Raw genomic sequence first — 20,585 nt, 5'->3', positions numbered from 1 at the left:
TATTTTAGTCTGTTAAAGTTGTCTCTGCCTGGAGCGGTACGCTAATCATACGATAATACACGTTTTGTTTTCCCTTCCTGGATCATACAAATCCCAAAAACAAAACGCCACGCGGTTGCGTGGCGTTTTTTTGGCTTTGTTAACTTACGAACGCTTCATCATGTCGAAGAAGTCATCGTTAGTTTTGGTCATCGCCAGCTTATTGATGAGGAACTCCATCGCGTCGATTTCACCCATTGGATGGATGATTTTGCGCAGGATCCACATCTTTTGCAGCTCTTCCTGAGTGGTGAGCAGCTCTTCTTTACGGGTACCGGAACGGTTGTAGTCGATAGCCGGGAAGACGCGTTTTTCAGCAATCTTACGAGAGAGGTGCAGTTCCATGTTACCGGTGCCCTTAAACTCTTCGTAGATAACTTCGTCCATTTTGGAACCGGTATCGATCAGGGCCGTCGCGATGATGGTCAGGCTACCGCCCTCTTCAACGTTACGTGCAGCACCGAAGAAACGCTTCGGACGGTGCAGGGCGTTGGCGTCCACACCACCGGTCAGCACTTTACCTGATGCCGGGACCACGGTGTTGTAGGCACGCGCCAGACGGGTAATGGAGTCGAGCAGAATGATAACGTCTTTCTTATGCTCAACCAGGCGTTTCGCCTTCTCGATAACCATCTCGGCAACCTGAACGTGGCGGGATGCCGGTTCGTCAAAGGTCGAAGCAACAACTTCACCTTTAACCAGACGCTGCATCTCGGTCACTTCTTCCGGACGTTCGTCGATCAGCAGCACCATCAGCACGCAGTCGGGGTGATTGTACGCGATGCTCTGCGCAATGTTCTGCAGCAGCATGGTTTTACCCGCTTTCGGCGGCGCGACAATCAGACCACGCTGACCACGACCGATCGGCGAAGCCAGATCCAGTACGCGAGCGGTTAAGTCTTCAGTAGAACCGTTACCACGCTCCATACGCAGACGAGAGTTGGCGTGCAGCGGCGTTAAGTTCTCGAACAGGATCTTATTGCGCGCATTTTCCGGCTTGTCGTAGTTAACTTCGTTAACTTTCAACAGTGCAAAGTAACGCTCACCCTCTTTAGGAGGACGAATCTTACCGGAAATGGTGTCACCAGTTCGGAGGTTGAAACGGCGGATTTGGCTAGGGGATACGTAGATGTCGTCGGGACCGGCGAGGTAGGAGCTGTCTGCGGAGCGGAGGAAACCAAATCCATCCTGCAGTATCTCCAGTACGCCATCGCCAAAGATATCTTCGCCACTCTTCGAATGCTGCTTGAGGATGGCAAAAATAATATCCTGCTTACGCATACGGGCCAGGTTTTCCAGCCCCATATTTTCGCCGAGAGTAATCAGCTCAGAAACCGGCGTATTCTTTAATTCGGTAAGATTCATAATGGTGTGGGTTCTTAAACTCGGGGTAGAACTCGAACTTAATGTTGTGAATGGTATGGCAGGAACTTCCATGCCTGTTAACGGCCTTCATCTCGTGCCTGTACGTTGCCTGGTCACAGGAAAGAACGCAGAGCTGGAACGACAAACGGAAAGAGTGATAAGCCCGGAATTTGTAGCTTCTCGCGCATTGCTGCGGGATGCTTTGGGTAAAACAAGATTCAAACAATAAAGGTATGTTTAAAACGAAGTCTGAAGTTAACTTAGCACGACTCTAGCCGGGCGTCCAGAGTTCCGCTAAAAATAGGGCCCCGGACGCCGGAATGGCAAACCGCTTACGCCAGGTTGGCGTCGAGGAAATCTTTCAGTTGGCCTTTAGACAGTGCGCCAACCTTCGTTGCCGCGACTTCGCCGTTCTTAAACAGCAGCAGGGTTGGGATGCCGCGAATGCCATACTTTGGCGCAGTACCCGGGTTCTGATCAATGTTCAGTTTAGCAATGGTCAGTTTGCCCTGATACTCTTCAGCGATCTCATCCAGAATCGGGGCGATCATTTTGCACGGACCGCACCACTCTGCCCAGAAATCGACGAGGGTTAGCCCGTCAGCCTTGAGTACGTCCGTGTCAAAACTGTCGTCAGTCAGGTGAATAATTTTATCGCTCATATTTAACTCCACAGGAATAAGCCTGGTGTGTTGGTGTCGCAGACATCAACGACGTGCCGATGCTACGTTATACACGTTAATCTGCAGGATGCCTCTTTATACTGACGTCTGTACGACCCGGTCCCTCATGGACTTCATCGTGCAGGCGCCAAAACAAACCGTCATCAACCCGTTTCGGGTAGATTAATCCCCCTCGGCTCGCTGAGTAGTCTAAGCTTTCGAGGATTCATTCGGTTGCCGCAGATGCAGCCTAAGTCATTTCGCGTATAGCCAACGAAAGGTTGACGTTATTTCAACGGATACGCTTTCTTAATGCAATAGTAAGCTGATATTCTACCACACTATGAGCAAAACACATTTAACAGAACAGAAGTTTTCCGACTTCGCCCTGCACCCGGCAGTGATTGAAGCCCTTGAAAAGAAAGGCTTTCATAATTGTACGCCCATTCAGGCTCTCGCACTTCCACTGACACTGGAAGGTCGTGATGTCGCCGGGCAGGCGCAAACCGGTACCGGTAAAACAATGGCGTTCCTGACGTCAACGTTTCATTATCTTCTCACTCACCCGGCTAAAGAAGACCGCCAGGTCAACCAACCGCGCGCGCTGATCATGGCACCAACGCGTGAGCTGGCGGTACAGATTCACGCTGACGCAGAACCTTTGGCACAGGCGACGGGCCTGAAGCTGGGTCTGGCGTATGGCGGCGACGGCTACGATAAGCAACTGAAAGTCCTGGAAAGCGGCGTCGACATTCTGATCGGCACGACCGGTCGTCTGATCGATTACGCAAAACAGAATCACATTAACCTTGGTGCAATCCAGGTGGTCGTACTGGATGAAGCCGATCGCATGTACGATCTCGGCTTTATTAAAGATATCCGTTGGTTGTTCCGTCGTATGCCGCCAACCAACCAGCGTCTGAACATGCTGTTCTCCGCTACCCTTTCTTACCGCGTCCGCGAACTGGCGTTTGAGCAGATGAACAACGCCGAATATGTTGAAGTCGAGCCGGAACAGAAAACGGGTCACCGTATTAAAGAAGAGCTGTTCTATCCTTCCAACGAAGAAAAAATGCGTCTGCTACAGACCTTGCTGGAAGAAGAGTGGCCGGACCGCGCGATTATTTTCGCTAACACCAAACACCGTTGTGAAGATATCTGGGGTCATCTGGCCGCAGACGGCCATCGTGTTGGCCTGTTAACCGGCGACGTCGCACAGAAAAAACGCCTGCGTATTCTTGAAGATTTTACACGTGGCGATATCGACATTCTGGTGGCGACAGACGTTGCTGCACGTGGTCTGCATATCCCAGCCGTTACGCACGTCTTTAACTTTGACCTGCCGGACGACTGCGAAGATTACGTTCACCGTATCGGTCGTACCGGTCGTGCGGGCGCCAGTGGTCACTCCATCAGCCTGGCCTGTGAAGAGTACGCGTTGAACCTGCCGGCGATTGAGACTTACACCGGTCATTCAATTCCGGTCAGCAAGTACAACCCGGACGCACTCATGACCGACTTGCCTAAGCCGCTGCGCCTGTCGCGCCCACGCACAGGTAATGGCCCGCGTCGCAATGGTCCGCCTCGTAACCGTCGTCGTTCAGGTTAAAGATTTATGCCATACACAAAATCCTTCAGGATGCATCAAGGCGGCAAGAGAGTGAATCCCGATGCGCTTACACAGGTAAGTGATTCGGGCGCGAGAACGCCGTCAACCCAGAGGCAACGTGAAGGATGAAGTGTATGAGTTCCACCTCGCTTTATGCAGCTATCGATCTTGGTTCTAATAGCTTTCATATGTTGGTTGTACGCGAGGTGGCCGGGAGCATCCAGACGCTCAGCCGCATCAAGCGCAAAGTGCGTCTGGCCGCTGGCCTGAACAGTGATAATGCGCTCTCCGCAGACGCGATGGAGCGTGGATGGCAGTGCCTGCGCCTGTTTGCCGAACGCCTGCAGGACATCCCTCCGGTTCAAATTCGCGTGGTGGCAACCGCCACGTTACGCCTGGCCGTCAACGCCGATGAGTTTTTAGCGAAGGCGCGGGAAATCCTCGGCTGTCCGGTGCAGGTGATTAGCGGTGAAGAAGAAGCACGTCTGATCTATCAAGGCGTGGCGCATACCACTGGCGGTGAAGATCGCCGACTGGTGGTCGATATCGGCGGTGCCAGTACCGAACTGGTGACCGGCACAGGCGCACAGACCACGTCGCTCTTTAGCCTGTCGATGGGGTGCGTGACCTGGCTGGAACGCTACTTCGCCGATCGTAACCTGACGAAAGAAAACTTCGAACTCGCAGAAGATGCCGCACGCGAGGTTCTGCGCCCGATTACTGACACCCTGAACTACCACGGCTGGAAAGTGTGCGTTGGCGCATCCGGTACCGTGCAGGCGCTGCAGGAAATCATGATGGCGCAGGGAATGGATGAACGCATCACCTTAGCCAAACTGCAGCAGCTCAAACAGCGGGCGATCCAGTGCGGGCGCCTGGAAGAGCTGGAAATCGAAGGCCTGACCTTAGAGCGTGCGCTGGTTTTTCCAAGCGGTCTGGCCATTCTTATTGCCATCTTCAGCGAACTGAATATTCAGTGTATGACCCTCGCGGGCGGCGCGCTACGTGAAGGTCTGGTCTACGGCATGCTGCATCTGTCCGTCGATCAGGATATTCGCAGTCGAACCCTGCGCAATATTCAGCGCCGCTTTATGATCGATACCGAGCAGGCCCAGCGGGTGACCCATCTTGCGGCCCATCTGGTGAATCAGCTGGACGACAGCTGGGAGCTGGAATCACTGAGCCGCGAGCTGCTGGCCAGCGCCTGCGCGCTACATGAAATCGGCCTGAGCGTGGATTTTAAACGCGCGCCCCAGCATGCTGCCTATCTGGTGAGCAACCTTGATCTGCCCGGCTTCACCCCGGCACAAAAAAAGCTGCTCGCCACGTTATTACTGAATCAAACCAGCGCCATCGACCTCTCTTCGCTCCACCAGCAAAATGCGGTGAAGCCGCGAGTGGCAGAGCATTTATGTCGCTTGCTGCGTCTGGCGATCCTGTTTGCCAGCCGCCGTCGCGACGATCTTCTGCCCGCCATTGGGCTGACGGTCGACGGTGAGAAACTGATGCTGACGCTACCGGACGAATGGCTGGAAAGCCATCCACTGGGTCGGGAGATGGTGGAACAAGAGTGCCAGTGGCAAAGCTATGTCCACTGGCCGCTGGAAGTGGCTTAACTCCGCCGAATCCTGAAACGGCGGCAATGATAAAATGTCCCCGGTGCACATCACCGGGAACACCCTGTCCTGTTACTTACCTTTCGCTTTTGCCAGCATGGCCCGAATATTAGCGACGTTGGCCTGTCCTTTATGCATCCGCTCTTCCGGAGTAATCACTTTGCGCTCCTGCTCCCAGATCAGGTCATCCTGCGGTAGCTCCAGCAAAAATCGACTTGGCTCCGGGCGTACCAGTTCTCCGTACTGGCGCCGCTCTTTGCACAGCGTAAACGTCAGTTCTTTCTGCGCGCGGGTGATCCCGACGTAGGCCAGTCGGCGCTCTTCATCAACGTTATCTTCATCGATGCTGCTCTGATGGGGAAGCAACCCCTCTTCCATGCCCACCAGGTAAACATAGGGAAATTCCAGCCCCTTCGAGGCATGCAGGGTCATCAGTTGCACCTGATCCGACTCTTCGTCTGACTCGCCGCGCTCCATCATATCGCGCAGCGTGAAGCGGGTGACCACCTGAGTGAGGGTCATTGGCTCGTCAATTTCGCTACCTTCCAACATCTCCGTCATCCAGCTAAACAGCTGGTTGACGTTTTTCATGCGCATTTCTGCCGCTTTCGGGCTCGGGGAGGTCTCATACAGCCAGGATTCATAATCCACCCCGCGAATCAGGTCGCGTACCGCCACGATCGGGTCACTTTCTGCCAAGCGCTGAATCTCGCCCAGCCACTGCGTAAAGCCGGTGAGCGCATCGTATCCGCGACCGGTGAGCGTCTGGGTGAGGCCCATATCGAAACTGGCGGTGAACAAACTCTTATTGCGGGTCATCGCCCACTCGCCCAGCTTTTGCAGCGTTGCCGGGCCGATTTCACGCTTCGGTGTATTGACGATGCGCAGGAAGGCGCTGTCATCATCTGGGTTGGTCAGCACCCGCAGATAGGCCAGCAGATCTTTGATCTCTGGTCGGGAGAAGAACGACGTGCCGCCCGAGATTTTGTACGGGATGCGGTTCTGCATCAGCATCTTTTCAAAGACCCGCGACTGATGGTTACCGCGGTAGAGGATTGCGTAATCCTTATATTGCGTCTTGTTGATAAAGTGATGGGCAATCAATTCCCCGGTCACCCGCTCCGCTTCATGCTCTTCATGGTTCGCCGAGAGGACTTTCAGCTCTGTGCCATACCCCAGTTCGGAAAACAGGCGTTTTTCAAAGACATGCGGGTTGTTGGCGATCAGGATGTTGGCCGCTTTCAGTATGCGTCCGGAAGAACGGTAGTTCTGCTCTAGCTTAATCACCTGCAGGGCCGGGAAGTCCTGGCTCAGCAGCACCAGGTTCTGCGGGCGCGCGCCACGCCAGGAATAGATCGACTGGTCATCATCGCCCACCACGGTAAACCGCGCGCGCTGCCCAACCAGCAGCTTCACCATCTCGTACTGGCTGGTGTTGGTATCCTGATACTCATCCACCAGCAGATAGCGGATCTTATTCTGCCAGCGTTCGCGCACCTCTTCGTTGCGCTGCAACAGCAAAGTAGGCAGCAGGATCAAATCGTCAAAATCCAGCACGTTACAGGCTTTCATATGCGCGTGATACAGCCCGTAGCAGTGGGCAAAGATCCGTTCCCGTTCACCCTTCGCGTTTGCGGCGGCCTGCGCCGGCGTTTGCAGATCGTTTTTCCAGTTCGAGATCGTCGAGATCAGCTGCTGCAGTACCACTTTATCTTCTTCGATCAGCCCCTCGGTCAGCTCTTTGAGCAGGGCGACCTGGTCGGTATCATCGAACAGCGAAAAGTTAGATTTCATCCCCAGCGCGGCGTACTCACGCTTAATAATATCCAGCCCCAAGGTATGGAAGGTGGAGATCATCAAACCACGCGCTTCTTTGCGTCCCAGCGTTTGCCCGACACGCTCTTTCATTTCGCGCGCCGCTTTGTTCGTGAAGGTCACCGCCGCAATATGGCGTGCCTGATAGCCGCAGCCGCGGATCAGGTGCGCGATTTTATTGGTGATAACACGGGTCTTACCGGAGCCGGCGCCCGCCAGCACCAGGCACGGTCCAGTGACGAATTCGACGGCTTGTTGTTGGCCAGGGTTTAAACGCATGGGAATCTTGCTCAATCTTCGAACGGGGTGTGGATTGTAGCAGAAAGCCGGGGGGAGATTTACCGGCTAATGGTAAAGTGGTAGCAACACCGATAATCCTGAGAGCAAAACGATGGCAAAGAGCGCAGCAGCCCTGCATATCCTGGTAAAAGAAGAAAAGCTGGCACAAGAAATCCTCGCCAAACTGGAACGCGGCGTGAGTTTTGATCATCTGGCAAAACGCTATTCAAAATGCCCGTCAGGACGCAATGGTGGCGATCTTGGTGAGTTTAACCAGGGCGTCATGGTTGGCCCATTCGACAGCGCCGTCTTCAGTTGCCCGCTGCTAAAACCCTACGGGCCGGTAAAAACTAAGTTCGGCTACCACATCATTAAGGTGCTGTATCGCCGCTAGCACATGCTAATATTGCCGTCTGATTCATAGCAACTTATCAAGGCACGATCATGGCAAAAACAGCGGCAGCAATGCACATTCTGGTGAAAGAAGAGAAACTGGCCCTCGACCTGCTGGAGCAGATCAAAAACGGTGCCGATTTCGAGAAGCTGGCGAAAAAACACTCTACCTGCCCGTCAGGTAAAAAAGGCGGCCATTTAGGTGAATTCCGTCAGGGCCAGATGGTTCCGGCGTTTGATAAAGTAGTCTTCTCCTGCCCAGAGCTGGAGCCAACCGGCCCGCTGCACACCCAGTTTGGCTATCACATCATCAAAGTCCTGTACCGCAAGTAATAACGACCGAACCACTCTGCCTGAGAGCGGTTCACGATGATTGATGCAAAAACAAAAAACCCGGCAGCGCTGACGCATGCCGGGTTTTTTATTTATTGACGTATCGTATTCAGAGCGAAGCGTTAGCCCGCAACAGCAATACGTTTCATATCAGTCATGTAGCCGCGCAGCTTGTGGCCTACTGATTCGATCGGGTGGTTACGAATCGCATCGTTCACGTCACGCAGCTGGGCGTTATCTACCGCGCCTTCAGCGATCGCTTTACCAAGATCACCGGTCTGCAGTGTGGTCATGAACTCTTTCAGCAGCGGTACGCAAGCGTAAGAGAACAGGTAGTTACCGTATTCTGCGGTATCGGAGATAACCACGTTCATTTCATACAGACGCTTACGCGCGATGGTGTTGGCAATCAGCGGCAGCTCGTGCAGTGATTCATAGTAAGCGGACTCTTCAATGATGCCGGAATCAACCATGGTTTCGAACGCCAGCTCAACGCCTGCTTTCACCATAGCGATCATCAGAACGCCTTTATCGAAGTACTCCTGCTCGCCGATTTTACCTTCAAACTGCGGAGCGGTTTCGAACGCGGTTGCACCGGTCTCTTCACGCCAGGTCAGCAGTTTCTTATCGTCGTTAGCCCAGTCAGCCATCATGCCGGAAGAGAATTCACCGGAGATGATGTCATCCATGTGCTTCTGGAACAGCGGCGCCATGATCTCTTTCAGCTGCTCGGACAGCGCATAAGCACGCAGTTTCGCCGGGTTAGACAGGCGATCCATCATCAGGGTGATGCCGCCCTGCTTCAGCGCTTCGGTGATGGTTTCCCAGCCGAACTGAATCAGTTTTTCTGCGTAAGCCGGGTCGGTGCCTTCAGCCACCAGCTTGTCGAAGCACAGCAGAGAACCGGCCTGCAGCATACCGCACAGGATAGTCTGCTCGCCCATGAGGTCAGATTTTACTTCCGCTACGAAAGAGGACTCCAGAACGCCGGCACGGTGGCCACCGGTCGCCGCAGCCCAGGCCTTAGCGATAGCCATGCCTTCGCCTTTCGGATCGTTTTCCGGGTGAACGGCGATCAGCGTCGGTACACCGAAACCACGTTTGTACTCTTCACGAACTTCGGTACCTGGGCACTTCGGCGCCACCATCACGACGGTGATGTCTTTACGGATCTGCTCGCCCACTTCCACGATGTTGAAACCGTGAGAATAGCCCAGCGCAGCGCCGTCTTTCATCAGCGGCTGTACGGAACGTACAACGTCTGAGTGCTGTTTGTCCGGCGTCAGGTTAACCACCAGGTCAGCCTGCGGGATCAGGTCTTCATAAGTCCCGACGTTAAAACCGTTTTCGGTCGCTTTGCGCCAGGAAGCGCGTTTTTCAGCGATGGCTTCTTTACGCAGTGCATAGGAGATATCAAGGCCAGAGTCGCGCATGTTCAGACCCTGGTTCAGGCCCTGGGCGCCGCAGCCGACGATGACCACTTTTTTACCCTGAAGGTAGCTGGCGCCATCGGCGAATTCGTCGCGAGCCATAAAACGACATTTACCCAGCTGTGCCAGCTGCTGGCGCAGGTTCAGTGTATTAAAGTAGTTAGCCATGGTGATACTCCGTGATGTTGTACTGTCTTATTGTTCGGTTCGCTTGCCGTATTGCGGCAAGAGAGAATGAACTTACTATATGACAGGAAATTCATTGCGGAAATTGATATATTCACAACGTCACATTGCAATATCTGCAATGTAAAATCGTGGAGTGCGGCCAGTGGATTTACGCGATCTGAAAACCTTCCTGCATCTGGCGGAAAGCCGCCATTTTGGCCGTAGCGCGCGGGCGATGCACGTCAGTCCCTCGACGCTTTCCCGGCAAATTCAGCGCCTGGAAGAAGACCTTGGTCAGGCGCTGTTTGTCCGTGATAACCGTACGGTCACGCTCACCGAAGCGGGCGAAGAGCTGAGAACGTTTGCCCAGCAAACGCTGTTGCAATATCAGCAATTGCGCCACACCATCGATCAGCAAGGCCCGTCGCTGTCCGGCGAGCTGCATATTTTCTGCTCCGTCACCGCCGCCTATAGCCATCTGCCGCCTATTCTCGACCGCTTTCGCGCCGAGCACCCTTCGGTAGAGATTAAGCTCACCACCGGTGATGCTGCCGACGCCATGGAAAAAGTGGTGACGGGAGAAGCTGACCTCGCGATCGCCGGCAAGCCGGAAACGCTGCCGGGCGCGGTGGCTTTTTCGATGCTGGAGAATCTGGCGGTGGTGCTGATAGCCCCGGCCTTACCTTGCCCGGTACGTAGCCAGATTTCGGTCGAAAACCCTGACTGGTCAACGGTGCCATTTATCATGGCCGATCAAGGTCCGGTGCGTCGGCGTATCGAACTGTGGTTCCGGCGGCAAAAAATCAGCAATCCGTCAATTTACGCCACCGTGGGTGGCCATGAGGCGATGGTCTCGATGGTCGCACTGGGCTGCGGCGTGGCCCTGATTCCGGAAGTGGTGCTGGAGAACAGCCCGGAACCGGTACGCAATCGCGTGATGATTTTAGAGCGTAGTGATGAAAAAACGCCGTTTGAGCTGGGCGTGTGCGCACAAAAAAAGCGGCTGTATGAGCCGCTTATTGATGCGTTCTGGTCTCTGTTGCCTAACCACTAACCCGCAAGAAAGAAACGAAATGCCGGGTTATGCGTTTCATCGTGGCAGTCATAGCCCAGCTCATGCAGTCGGGTTTCAAAATCCGGCTCATGATCGCCAAGCTCAAAGCCGGCCAGCACGCGACCATAGTCGGTCCCATGGCTGCGGTAGTGGAACAGCGAGATGTTCCAGTGGGTGCCTAACGTATGCAGGAACTTAAGCAGCGCTCCTGGCGACTCAGGGAATTCGAAGCTGAACAGCCGCTCCTGTAGCGGTTTTGACGGCCGCCCGCCGACCATATAGCGCACATGCAGCTTCGCCATTTCGTCATCGGAAAGATCGACCACGCTATAGCCGCCTTCCCGCAGCAGATCAAGAATCTCTTTGCGCTCTTCCAGGCCGCGGCTGAGGCGGACACCAACGAAGATACAGGCATCCTGAGCATCAGCGAAACGATAGTTGAACTCGGTGACGGAACGCCCGCCCAGCAGTTGGCAAAACTTCAGGAAGCTGCCTTTCTCTTCCGGGATGGTAACCGCCAGCAGCGCTTCGCGTTGTTCCCCCAGCTCGCAGCGTTCGGAAACGTAGCGCAGGCCATGGAAGTTAACGTTGGCGCCGGACAGCACGTGTGCCAGCCGTTCGCCGCGAATATCATGCTGAGCGATATATTTCTTCATCCCCGCCAGCGCCAGCGCGCCTGACGGTTCTGCTACCGCACGGACATCTTCGAACAGGTCTTTCATCGCCGCGCAAATCGCATCACTGTCGACGGTGATGATATCGTCGAGATACTCCTGGCAAACCCGGAAGGTCTCGTCTCCGATGCGTTTCACCGCCACCCCTTCGGCAAACAGCCCGACGCGCGGCAGGTCCACCGGATGCCCAGCTTCCAGCGCGGCTTTCAGACAGGCGGAGTCTTCCGCTTCTACCGCAATCACCTTGATCTGCGGCATCAGCTGCTTGATCAGAACCGCGACACCCGCGGCAAGACCACCGCCGCCAACCGGAACAAAAACGCGGTCCAGATGGGCATCCTGCTGCAGCAGTTCCAGCGCCATCGTGCCCTGCCCGGCAATCACCATCGGGTGGTCAAAGGGCGGCACCCAGGTGAAGTTCTGCTGTTGCGCCAGCTCAATGGCCTTTGCTTTCGCTTCGTCAAAATTGGCACCGTGCAGCAGGACCTCACCACCAAAGTTACGCACCGCATCGACTTTGATATCCGCCGTCGCAACCGGCATCACGATCAGCGCCTTCACGCCAAGACGCGAGGCGGAGAACGCTACGCCCTGAGCGTGGTTACCCGCAGACGCGGTGATCACGCCCTGCGCCTTCTGCGCTTCCGTCAGCCCCGCCATCATCGCGTAGGCCCCACGCAGCTTGAAGCTATGCACCGGCTGGCGATCTTCTCGCTTCACCAGGATCACGTTATCAAGACGCGAAGAGAGCTTTTCCATTTTCTGCAGCGGCGTAATCTGTGCTGCTTCATAGACCGGTGCCCGTAGCACCGCCCTGAGATATTCCGCCCCCTCAGGGGCGGCGGACAGGGGTTGTGACTCGGCCATGATTAACCCCCCAGTTTGGATTTATCGCGTACCGCGCCCTTATCGGCGCTGGTTGCCAGGCTGGCATAGGCGCGAAGTGCAAAGGAAACCTGACGTTCACGGGATTTCGGCGTCCACGCCCGATCGCCACGAGCTTCTTGCGCTTCACGACGTGCGGCAATCTCGGCATCGCTCAACTGCAGTTGGATCCCACGGTTTGGAATATCAATGGCAATCATATCGCCATCTTCGATAATCGCGATATTGCCGCCGCTGGCCGCTTCCGGTGAGACGTGACCAATCGACAGGCCTGACGTGCCGCCGGAGAAACGCCCGTCGGTGATCAGCGCACAGGCTTTGCCCAGCCCCATGGATTTCAGGAAGGTTGTCGGGTAGAGCATCTCTTGCATCCCCGGACCACCCTTCGGCCCTTCGTAGCGAATAACCACGACGTCACCGGCTACCACTTTGCCACCGAGGATCGCCTCAACGGCATCGTCCTGGCTTTCGTAGACTTTGGCAGGCCCGGTGAATTTCAGGATGCTGTCATCCACGCCGGCTGTTTTCACGATACAGCCATTCTCTGCAAAGTTACCGTACAGTACCGCCAGGCCACCGTCTTTGCTGTAAGCATGTTCCAGTGAGCGGATGCAACCTTCAGCGCGATCGTCATCCAGGGTATCCCAGCGACAATCCTGCGAGAACGCCTGAGTGGTACGAATACCTGCCGGGCCCGCGCGAAACATTTTTTTCACCGCGTCGTCTTTGGTCAGCATGACATCGTATTGATCGAGCGTTTGCGGCAGAGTCAGGCCTAAGACGTTTTTCACGTCACGGTTCAACAGCCCGGCACGATCCAGCTCGCCGAGGATCCCCAGCACGCCGCCCGCGCGGTGAACATCTTCCATATGGTATTTCTGCGTGCTCGGCGCCACTTTACACAGCTGTGGCACCTTGCGTGAAAGCTTGTCGATATCACTCATCGTGAAGTCGATTTCTGCTTCCTGCGCTGCCGCCAGCAGGTGCAGTACGGTATTGGTGGAACCGCCCATGGCGATATCCAGGGTCATGGCGTTTTCGAATGCCGCTTTACAGGCGACATTACGCGGCAGCGCGGATTCATCATCCTGTTCATAGTAGCGTTTGGTCAGCTCGACGATGCGTTGTCCCGCGTTAAGGAACAGCTGCTTACGGTCGGCGTGCGTTGCCAGCAAGGAACCGTTGCCCGGCTGCGACAGACCCAGCGCTTCGGTCAGGCAGTTCATCGAGTTGGCGGTAAACATCCCCGAGCAGGATCCGCAGGTCGGGCAGGCGGAACGTTCAACCTGTTCACTCTGCTCGTCGGAGACTTTCGGGTCAGCCCCCTGGATCATTGCATCAACCAGATCGAGCTTGATGATCTTGTCAGAAAGCTTGGTTTTCCCGGCTTCCATTGGGCCGCCGGAGACGAAAATAACCGGAATATTGAGGCGCAGGGAAGCCATCAGCATCCCCGGGGTGATTTTGTCGCAGTTGGAAATACAGACCATAGCATCAGCGCAGTGCGCATTGACCATGTACTCCACCGAATCGGCAATCAGTTCACGGGATGGCAGTGAATAAAGCATACCTCCATGGCCCATGGCGATCCCATCATCTACTGCGATGGTGTTGAATTCTTTTGCAACGCCGCCTGAGGCTTCAATTTGCTCTGCAACCAGCTTACCCAGATCGCGCAGGTGTACGTGACCCGGAACAAACTGGGTAAAGGAGTTAACAACGGCGATAATCGGCTTACCGAAATCGGCATCTGTCATCCCGGTTGCGCGCCACAGCGCGCGGGCACCCGCCATATTACGGCCATGAGTGGTGGTGGCGGAACGGTACTTAGGCATGCTTTAGTTACTCCCAGTTTCTGTGAAATGGGGCGCTGCGTGTCGCCCCATCTTTTTATGCTTATTGGTTAACCTGATCCAACCAGCCCCATTTATCCTCGGTTTCACCGGTGAAGAGGCCAAAGAATGCTTGCTGAATACGTTTGGTCACCGGGCCGCAACGGCCTTCGCCAACCTGGATGCCATCAACGCTACGCACCGGCGTAATTTCTGCCGCCGTGCCCGACATGAAGACTTCATCTGCCAGATACAACGATTCGCGGGACAGCACCTGCTCGCGGACTTCGATATCCAGGTCTTTTGCCAGCTTGATAATAGCGTCACGGGTAATGCCCGGCAGTGCGGAAGAGGTGAACGGAGGCGTGAACAGAATGCCGTCTTTCACTTCAAACAGGTTTTCACCCGCGCCTTCGGAGATATAGCCGTTCACATCGAGGGCGATCCCTTCCTGATAGCCATGACGACGGGCTTCACTGCCAACCAGCAGCGAGGACAAATAGTTACCACCGGCTTTCGCGGCAGTAGGAATGGTGTTTGGCGCGACACGGTTCCAGGAAGAAACCATCGCATCGATCCCCTGATCCAGCGCTTCTGCGCCAAGATAAGCTCCCCACGGGAACGCCGCGATGATCACGTCAGTGCTGTATCCCGCCGGCGGGTTCACGCCCATGCCCACATCGCCAACAAAAATCAACGGGCGGATATAAGCGCTGGTCAGGCCGTTTTTACGGATCACTTCACGGCAGGCTTCCATCAGCTCATCAATACTTTGAGAGACCGGGAAACGGTAAATTTTGGCTGAATCATGCAGACGCTGCATATGTTCGCGATGGCGAAACACCACTGGTCCTTTGTGCGAGTCGTAGCAACGGATGCCTTCGAATACAGAAGTACCGTAGTGAAGCGCATGGGACATCACATGAACCTTAGCTTCGCCCCACGGAACCATCTCGCCATTGAACCAAATGTAATCAGCTTTTTTCGTCGTCATTTTTCTTCCCTTGCGCTTAGGCGCGGATTTGTTGTGATGTTGGTTGCTGGATCTCGACACAGGCGACGTCGACCAGCTTACTTAATTGACTAAACAGTAATTCGACGGGACGCTGGCTGGCAACGGTCAATTCGATATTTATGTTGCTGGCGTCTGCGGCGGTTTCCATATTCATGGAACACACCTGAAAACCACGGTGGCGTACCACGCGCAGCACGCGTTCTAAGGTTTCCGGGTTAAAGCGAGCCTGTAAAGCGACCTGATGTTGCATCATGATAATTTCTCCAGCATTTCTGCATTACTGGCACCGGGCGGTACCAACGGCCAGACATTCTCAAGTTCATCAATTGAGACATGAAGCAGGTATGGCCCCTGGCTCGAAAGCATGGTGTCGAGAGCCGCTTCAACCTGGTCTTTACGGGTGATGTGCTGGCCTGGAATGCCAAAGGCGCTGGCCAGCGTGACAAAATCGGGGTTATCGGTCAGAGTCGTTTCACTATAGCGCTCTTCGAAGAACAGCTGCTGCCACTGGCGAACCATCCCTAAGCGCTGGTTATCCAGCAACAGAATTTTCAACGGCAGCTGTTTACGCTTCACAGTACCCAGCTCCTGAACGTTCATCATGAAGGAGCCGTCACCGGAGACGCAGATAACCGTATCGTTCGGCCGCGCAACCTGTGCCCCTACCGCGGCCGGCAGGCCAAAGCCCATCGTGCCTAAGCCACTGGAAGTGATAAAGTTCTCCGGACGAGTGTAGGTCATGTGCTGCGCTGACCACATCTGATGCTGGCCGACGTCGGTGGTTACAACGCTGTCGGCCGGTTTGCGATCGGACAGCTGCTTGAGCAGCAGCGGCGCGTAAATACCGTCGCCAGGATGATCGTAGCGCCATGCGTGTTCGGCACGCAGATCCTGGTTATGCTGACGCCAGGCATCAATCGCCAGCGGCCGTTGTAACGCTGGCAGCAGCGTATTCAGATCGCCCGTCACCGCGACGTGAGCCTGACGCAGCTTGTTCAGTTCCGCCGGGTCGATATCCAGATGGATGACTTTAGCGTGCGGAGCAAAAGTGTTCAGCTTCCCGGTGACGCGGTCATCGAATCGTGCGCCGACAGCAATCAGCAGATCGCACTCTTGTACCGCCAGATTGGCCGCTTTGGTCCCGTGCATCCCCAGCATCCCCAGGTAGTACGGATATTCCGCGTCAACGGCGCCCAGGCCTTTCAGCGTACAGGTCACCGGCATTTGCGTGGCGCCGATAAAGTCACGCAGAGCAGGAACCGCCTGCGCCATACCGACACCGCCGCCGACGTACAGCATCGGTTTTTGCGCGGTAGCCAGCATCTGCAGAGCCTGTTCAACTTCGGCGTGAGGGAAGGCGATATCATCATCGACGGTAGAGAACCAGGGATCGAGTTCGCCTTTTGCCAGTTGAATATCTTTTGGGATATCAACCAGAACCGGGCCAGGACGGCCTGAGTTGGCGACCTGGAAAGCCTCGGCGATCACCCGCGGCAGCTCCTCCAGAGACTGCACCAGGAAACTATGTTTGGTACAGGCCAGTGACAGCCCCAGAACATCCACTTCCTGGAAAGCGTCCGTGCCGATAAACGGCGCGGCGACCTGGCCGGTGATGGCTACGACGGGGATAGAGTCCAGTAACGCGTCTGCCAGACCGGTAATCAGGTTCGTCGCACCTGGGCCTGATGTCGCGATGCAAACGCCAGTTTTACCGGTAGCACGGGCATAACCAATTGCAGCCATGGCCGCGCCTTGTTCATGCCGGCACAACAGGTGTTCCACGCCGCCGTCATACAATGCATCGTAAACCGGCATAATCGCGCCACCTGGATAGCCAAAAACTGTGTCGACTCCCTGTGTTCGCAAAGCATGTACTACCCACTGTGCCCCGTTCATAGTTACTTCCCCGTCATAGATCGGAAGAAACAGAATTTTATGCTGTTAGTCATTGTCTGCTCCTCACTCATCATTTTTAAGTTATAAAAAAACCCCCGGACCTTTCGGTGCGGGGGTCTTAGTTCGTTAAGGCTTGATTACTAAGCCTTTCCTCGTCCAAGTGCAGCCCCGCACGGTGGGATAATAATCACCACCACGCTAATCACGACCAGGCTAATCACTCGTAGAAGGGCTGTCATTTTCTGTTCTTTCTGGCTTCTTGTTCGAAGGAATACCTAAAGAGTTATCACAGTCATCGCATCAAACACAAGATTTTTTTATGTCTCACTTTCTGATCATGCTAACAATTTTAGGTAAAACAATTGTTTTTAATAAGAAAAGTATAAAGTGAAAAAAATTCAATTTATTGCCATTTTTTATGACGACGCGATGATTCCTCTCTGAAGAGTCCACCACCATGATGTCCGACCGCGAAGCACATTCCATATTGAATGAAATGTAATGATATCCGGCAAATTCGCTGGAATACGTCGCCTAAAACACGCTTATTGCAGGTTACCAATGCTTTTTCAGTCGACATAATGCCGGCTCTCAGGAGGCATTATGTCACTCGCGATCGTTTACACACGGGCTGCTTTTGGTATCAGCGCCCCGCTTATTACTATCGAAATACATATCAGTAATGGGCTTCCCGGGTTGACCATGGTGGGTCTTCCTGAAACCACGGTGAAAGAGGCGCGGGACCGGGTACGTAGCGCGATCATTAACAGCGGCTATACGTTCCCGGCCAAAAAGATCACCATTAACCTGGCTCCGGCCGATCTGCCAAAAGAAGGTGGTCGGTACGATCTGCCTATCGCTCTCGCGCTTCTGGTGGCATCGGAGCAGCTTAATACCACCAGGCTGAATCAATACGAGTTTATCGGTGAACTCGCGCTTACAGGGGCGCTACGTGGCGTTCCTGGCGCTATCTCCAGCGCAATGGAGGCGATAAAAGCCGGGCGGCAGATTGTCGTTGCCGAGGATAACGCTGCAGAGGTGGGGCTCATTGAGGGTAGCGAATGTCTTGTCGCCAACCATTTACAGGAGGTGTGTGCTTTCCTGGAAGGCCAACACACCTTATCTTGCCCCCTCCCGGAGCCAGACCCCCTTCCACAGGAGCTTCCTGACCTGAGTGATGTCATTGGGCAACAGCAGGGGAAACGCGCGCTGGAAATTGTCGCCGCAGGTGGGCATAACCTGCTGCTGATCGGCCCTCCGGGAACAGGAAAAACTATGCTAGCCAGCCGGCTGCCGGGTATCCTGCCACCGTTGAGCAATCAGGAGGCGTTAGAGAGCGCCGCGATCCTGAGCCTGTTCAGCTCTCAACGCGCTGCGAAACAGTGGCGCCAACGGCCGTTTCGCAGCCCGCATCATAGTGCCTCACTCACGGCAATGGTGGGAGGCGGATCAATCCCCATTCCTGGTGAGATCTCCCTGGCCCACAACGGAGTGTTATTTCTCGATGAACTCCCGGAGTTTGAACGTAGAGTACTCGATGCGTTACGCGAGCCAATTGAGTCAGGAAAGATACACATTTCACGGACCCGGGCGAAAATTGACTATCCGGCGCATTTCCAGCTTATTGCCGCGATGAACCCTAGCCCGACCGGGCACTATCAGGGCCACCATAATCGGGCTTCTCCCGAACAAACCTTACGCTATCTGGGACGTCTGTCAGGGCCGTTCCTCGACCGTTTTGATTTATCGCTGGAAATTCCTCTGCCACCGCCCGGCGTACTCAGCCAGGAAGGCATCGTCTCAGAAGATAGCGCCAGTGTACGCAAGCGAGTTCTGGCGGCACGTGAAAAGCAGCTCTCCCGGCAGGAGAAACTAAATGCCGATCTGGAAAATAGCGAAATGAAAATCTGGTGCCCACTCCACCACCAGGACGCGATCTGGCTGGAGCAGGTATTAGCACAGCTGGGACTCTCTATTCGCGCCTGGCAGCGCTTACTTAAAGTTGCCCGAACCATTGCCGACATCGGCGATGAACCTCGTATCGAGCGCTGTCACCTACAGGAGGCCCTTGGCTATCGGGCAATAGAACGGATGCTGACCCATTTGCAGAAACTGATGACATAAAAAAAGGGCTCTCGCCCTTTTTTCTTAATCGTCGCTTTCGGTGTAATCTTCAGCGCCTTCTACCTGCGGCTTGCCGCCAGACAGAGTATGAAAACGCTTAGGCCGCTTAATGCGTGCCATATACTTAATCCAGACGCGCTCCATTTCCGTTGCTGGCTCACGCTCACCTCGGCATACCGAAACAAACTGTTTTTCATCTTCGGTGACAGGTTCGCGTTTACCCAGTTCCAGTTCGTTAAGAGCATAACCATGCTGTTCCAGCAGTTGTGCCTCTTTGATGGTGAAATCACCATGACGGGAGAACCCGCGCGGATAATGTTTATTATCGAAAAAACGATTAGTCGTCATAAAGCTTTCCGCCATCCTACACGCTCCTGATTCTTTGGCCGAGCTATTTATGGCGCGGAGTATTAGTTACGCTTGACAGAGTGTAAAACAAAAGATTTAAATCATTACGACAAATAATTTTGCGGAGAAGAGTGTGGATACGGAATTGCTCAAAACTTTCCTTGAGGTGAGTAGAACTCGCCACTTTGGGCGAGCAGCGGAGGCGCTTTATCTGACGCAGTCAGCGGTCAGCTTTCGTATTCGCCAGTTGGAAAACCAGCTTGGCGTTAACCTTTTTACCCGTCATCGCAACAACATCCGTCTGACATCTGCCGGCGAAAAATTGCTTCCTTACGCCGAAACGTTGATGAATACCTGGCAGGCAGCGCGAAAAGAGGTCGCGAACGCCTCCCGGCATAATGAATTCTCGATTGGCGGTAGCGCATCTTTATGGGAATGCATGCTTAACGGGTGGCTGGGAAGACTCTACAAAGAGTCCCATAACCTGCAATTTGAGGCGCGGATTGCGCAGCGGCAATCGCTGGTTAAACAATTACATGAACGGCAACTTGATCTGCTGATCACGACAGAATCGCCGAAAATGGACGAATTAAGCAGCCAGTTGCTCGGTAATTTTACCTTAGCACTCTACTGCGCCTCGCCGTTTAAAAATAAGAGTGAATTGAATTATTTGCGCCTGGAATGGGGTCCGGACTTTCAACAAAATGAAGTCGGACTGATTGGTAGCGATGACGTTCCCCTGTTGACGACCAGTTCCGCCGAGTTAGCCTATCAGCAACTGGCTGCGCTAAATGGTTGCACATGGCTGCCTACGCGCTGGGTGAAGGATAAAAGCGGGCTACATACGGTGACGGATAGCACAACGCTATCGCGCCCTCTGTACGCTATCTGGCTACAGAATAGCGATAAACAGGCGCAGATCCGCGAGATACTCAAAACCAGCATACTGGATTAACTAAACATACGCCTCCAGGGACGGAGGATGTGGGGAAGATCTTTTGAGGGGCAAACGACAGGCAAAAAAAATCCTTTGCCTAAGCAAAGGATT

General features: G+C 54.5%; 18 protein-coding genes. 7 read left to right on the top strand and 11 right to left on the bottom strand.

Annotated elements, in window-relative coordinates:
- Nucleotides 1–144: 144 nt before the first annotated feature.
- Nucleotides 145–1,404: a transcription termination factor Rho gene (rho, locus tag ACMYSO_RS14710; RefSeq protein ID WP_002883293.1), complete on the bottom strand. Its 1,260-nt coding sequence runs from the start codon at nucleotides 1,402–1,404 to the stop codon at nucleotides 145–147.
- A 332-nt stretch (nucleotides 1,405–1,736) separates the two neighbouring features.
- A complete protein-coding gene (gene trxA / locus ACMYSO_RS14705; protein ID WP_123758129.1) occupies nucleotides 1,737–2,066 on the bottom strand; it encodes a thioredoxin TrxA in 330 nt (109 codons plus the stop codon).
- A gap of 343 nt (nucleotides 2,067–2,409) precedes the next feature.
- Here trxA and rhlB point away from each other — a divergent pair, with 343 nt between their 5' ends.
- Nucleotides 2,410–3,675 (top strand): ATP-dependent RNA helicase RhlB, encoded by a 1,266-nt coding sequence (rhlB, locus tag ACMYSO_RS14700; RefSeq protein ID WP_123758130.1) that lies wholly within the window; start codon nucleotides 2,410–2,412, stop codon nucleotides 3,673–3,675.
- 125 nt (nucleotides 3,676–3,800) lie between these two features.
- Complete coding sequence (gene gppA, locus ACMYSO_RS14695) at nucleotides 3,801–5,291, top strand: guanosine-5'-triphosphate,3'-diphosphate diphosphatase (protein WP_434665498.1); 1,491 nt, start codon at nucleotides 3,801–3,803, stop codon at nucleotides 5,289–5,291.
- 72 nt (nucleotides 5,292–5,363) lie between these two features.
- Here the strand turns inward: gppA and rep are convergent, their stop codons facing one another.
- Nucleotides 5,364–7,385, bottom strand: coding sequence for a DNA helicase Rep (gene rep / locus ACMYSO_RS14690; RefSeq protein WP_434665495.1), 2,022 nt, complete (start codon nucleotides 7,383–7,385; stop codon nucleotides 5,364–5,366).
- 112 nt (nucleotides 7,386–7,497) lie between these two features.
- Here rep and ppiC (ACMYSO_RS14685) point away from each other — a divergent pair, with 112 nt between their 5' ends.
- Nucleotides 7,498–7,779 (top strand): peptidylprolyl isomerase PpiC, encoded by a 282-nt coding sequence (ppiC, locus tag ACMYSO_RS14685; protein ID WP_434665493.1) that lies wholly within the window; start codon nucleotides 7,498–7,500, stop codon nucleotides 7,777–7,779.
- Nucleotides 7,780–7,829: 50 nt separating this feature from the next.
- The gene (ppiC, locus tag ACMYSO_RS14680; protein WP_123758134.1) at nucleotides 7,830–8,111 is read left to right on the top strand and encodes a peptidylprolyl isomerase PpiC; all 282 of its coding nucleotides are present in this window, start codon (nucleotides 7,830–7,832) and stop codon (nucleotides 8,109–8,111) included.
- A gap of 122 nt (nucleotides 8,112–8,233) precedes the next feature.
- On the opposite strand, the gene ilvC is transcribed toward ppiC (ACMYSO_RS14680), so the two are convergent.
- The gene (ilvC, locus tag ACMYSO_RS14675; RefSeq protein ID WP_434586913.1) at nucleotides 8,234–9,709 is read right to left on the bottom strand and encodes a ketol-acid reductoisomerase; all 1,476 of its coding nucleotides are present in this window, start codon (nucleotides 9,707–9,709) and stop codon (nucleotides 8,234–8,236) included.
- A 163-nt stretch (nucleotides 9,710–9,872) separates the two neighbouring features.
- On the opposite strand from ilvC, the gene ilvY reads away from it, so the two are divergent.
- Nucleotides 9,873–10,763, top strand: a complete 891-nt coding sequence (gene ilvY / locus ACMYSO_RS14670; protein WP_123758136.1) for an HTH-type transcriptional activator IlvY — start codon at nucleotides 9,873–9,875, stop codon at nucleotides 10,761–10,763.
- Here the strand turns inward: ilvY and ilvA are convergent.
- The 6 genes from ilvA to ilvL all read right to left on the bottom strand — a co-directional run bounded on the left by ilvA (nucleotide 10,760) and on the right by ilvL (nucleotide 17,304).
- Nucleotides 10,760–12,304, bottom strand: coding sequence for a threonine ammonia-lyase, biosynthetic (gene ilvA / locus ACMYSO_RS14665; RefSeq protein WP_123758137.1), 1,545 nt, complete (start codon nucleotides 12,302–12,304; stop codon nucleotides 10,760–10,762). The genes ilvY and ilvA overlap by 4 nt on opposite strands.
- A gap of 2 nt (nucleotides 12,305–12,306) precedes the next feature.
- The gene (ilvD, locus tag ACMYSO_RS14660) at nucleotides 12,307–14,157 is read right to left on the bottom strand and encodes a dihydroxy-acid dehydratase (protein ID WP_434586914.1); all 1,851 of its coding nucleotides are present in this window, start codon (nucleotides 14,155–14,157) and stop codon (nucleotides 12,307–12,309) included.
- A gap of 61 nt (nucleotides 14,158–14,218) precedes the next feature.
- Nucleotides 14,219–15,148 carry a branched-chain-amino-acid transaminase gene (ilvE, locus tag ACMYSO_RS14655; RefSeq protein ID WP_434586915.1) on the bottom strand — a complete coding sequence of 310 codons (930 nt, stop codon included), beginning with the start codon at nucleotides 15,146–15,148 and terminating at the stop codon, nucleotides 14,219–14,221.
- Between the two features lie 16 nt (nucleotides 15,149–15,164).
- Complete coding sequence (ilvM, locus tag ACMYSO_RS14650) at nucleotides 15,165–15,422, bottom strand: acetolactate synthase 2 small subunit (RefSeq protein ID WP_123758140.1); 258 nt, start codon at nucleotides 15,420–15,422, stop codon at nucleotides 15,165–15,167.
- Nucleotides 15,419–17,065, bottom strand: coding sequence for an acetolactate synthase 2 catalytic subunit (ilvG, locus tag ACMYSO_RS14645; protein ID WP_434665491.1), 1,647 nt, complete (start codon nucleotides 17,063–17,065; stop codon nucleotides 15,419–15,421). The genes ilvM and ilvG overlap by 4 nt, the downstream gene beginning before the upstream one ends.
- A gap of 140 nt (nucleotides 17,066–17,205) precedes the next feature.
- On the bottom strand, nucleotides 17,206–17,304 hold the full coding sequence (gene ilvL / locus ACMYSO_RS14640) for an ilv operon leader peptide (protein ID WP_001311244.1): 99 nt from the start codon (nucleotides 17,302–17,304) through the stop codon (nucleotides 17,206–17,208).
- Between the two features lie 364 nt (nucleotides 17,305–17,668).
- Between ilvL and ACMYSO_RS14635 the strand changes: the two genes are divergently transcribed.
- Nucleotides 17,669–19,189: a YifB family Mg chelatase-like AAA ATPase gene (locus ACMYSO_RS14635; RefSeq protein WP_434665488.1), complete on the top strand. Its 1,521-nt coding sequence runs from the start codon at nucleotides 17,669–17,671 to the stop codon at nucleotides 19,187–19,189.
- A gap of 24 nt (nucleotides 19,190–19,213) precedes the next feature.
- Here ACMYSO_RS14635 and ACMYSO_RS14630 read toward each other — a convergent pair whose 3' ends face one another.
- Nucleotides 19,214–19,552: a DUF413 domain-containing protein gene (locus ACMYSO_RS14630; protein ID WP_004869479.1), complete on the bottom strand. Its 339-nt coding sequence runs from the start codon at nucleotides 19,550–19,552 to the stop codon at nucleotides 19,214–19,216.
- A 118-nt stretch (nucleotides 19,553–19,670) separates the two neighbouring features.
- Between ACMYSO_RS14630 and hdfR the strand changes: the two genes are divergently transcribed.
- Nucleotides 19,671–20,492, top strand: a complete 822-nt coding sequence (gene hdfR / locus ACMYSO_RS14625) for an HTH-type transcriptional regulator HdfR (protein ID WP_434665486.1) — start codon at nucleotides 19,671–19,673, stop codon at nucleotides 20,490–20,492.
- Nucleotides 20,493–20,585: the final 93 nt, after the last annotated feature.

Origin of the sequence: Klebsiella sp. B345 (assembly GCF_051131735.1) — a bacterium.
Taxonomy (GTDB): domain Bacteria; phylum Pseudomonadota; class Gammaproteobacteria; order Enterobacterales; family Enterobacteriaceae; genus Klebsiella.
Note: the sequence above shows the minus strand (reverse complement) of the source record. Positions and strands in the feature narration are given on the sequence as shown.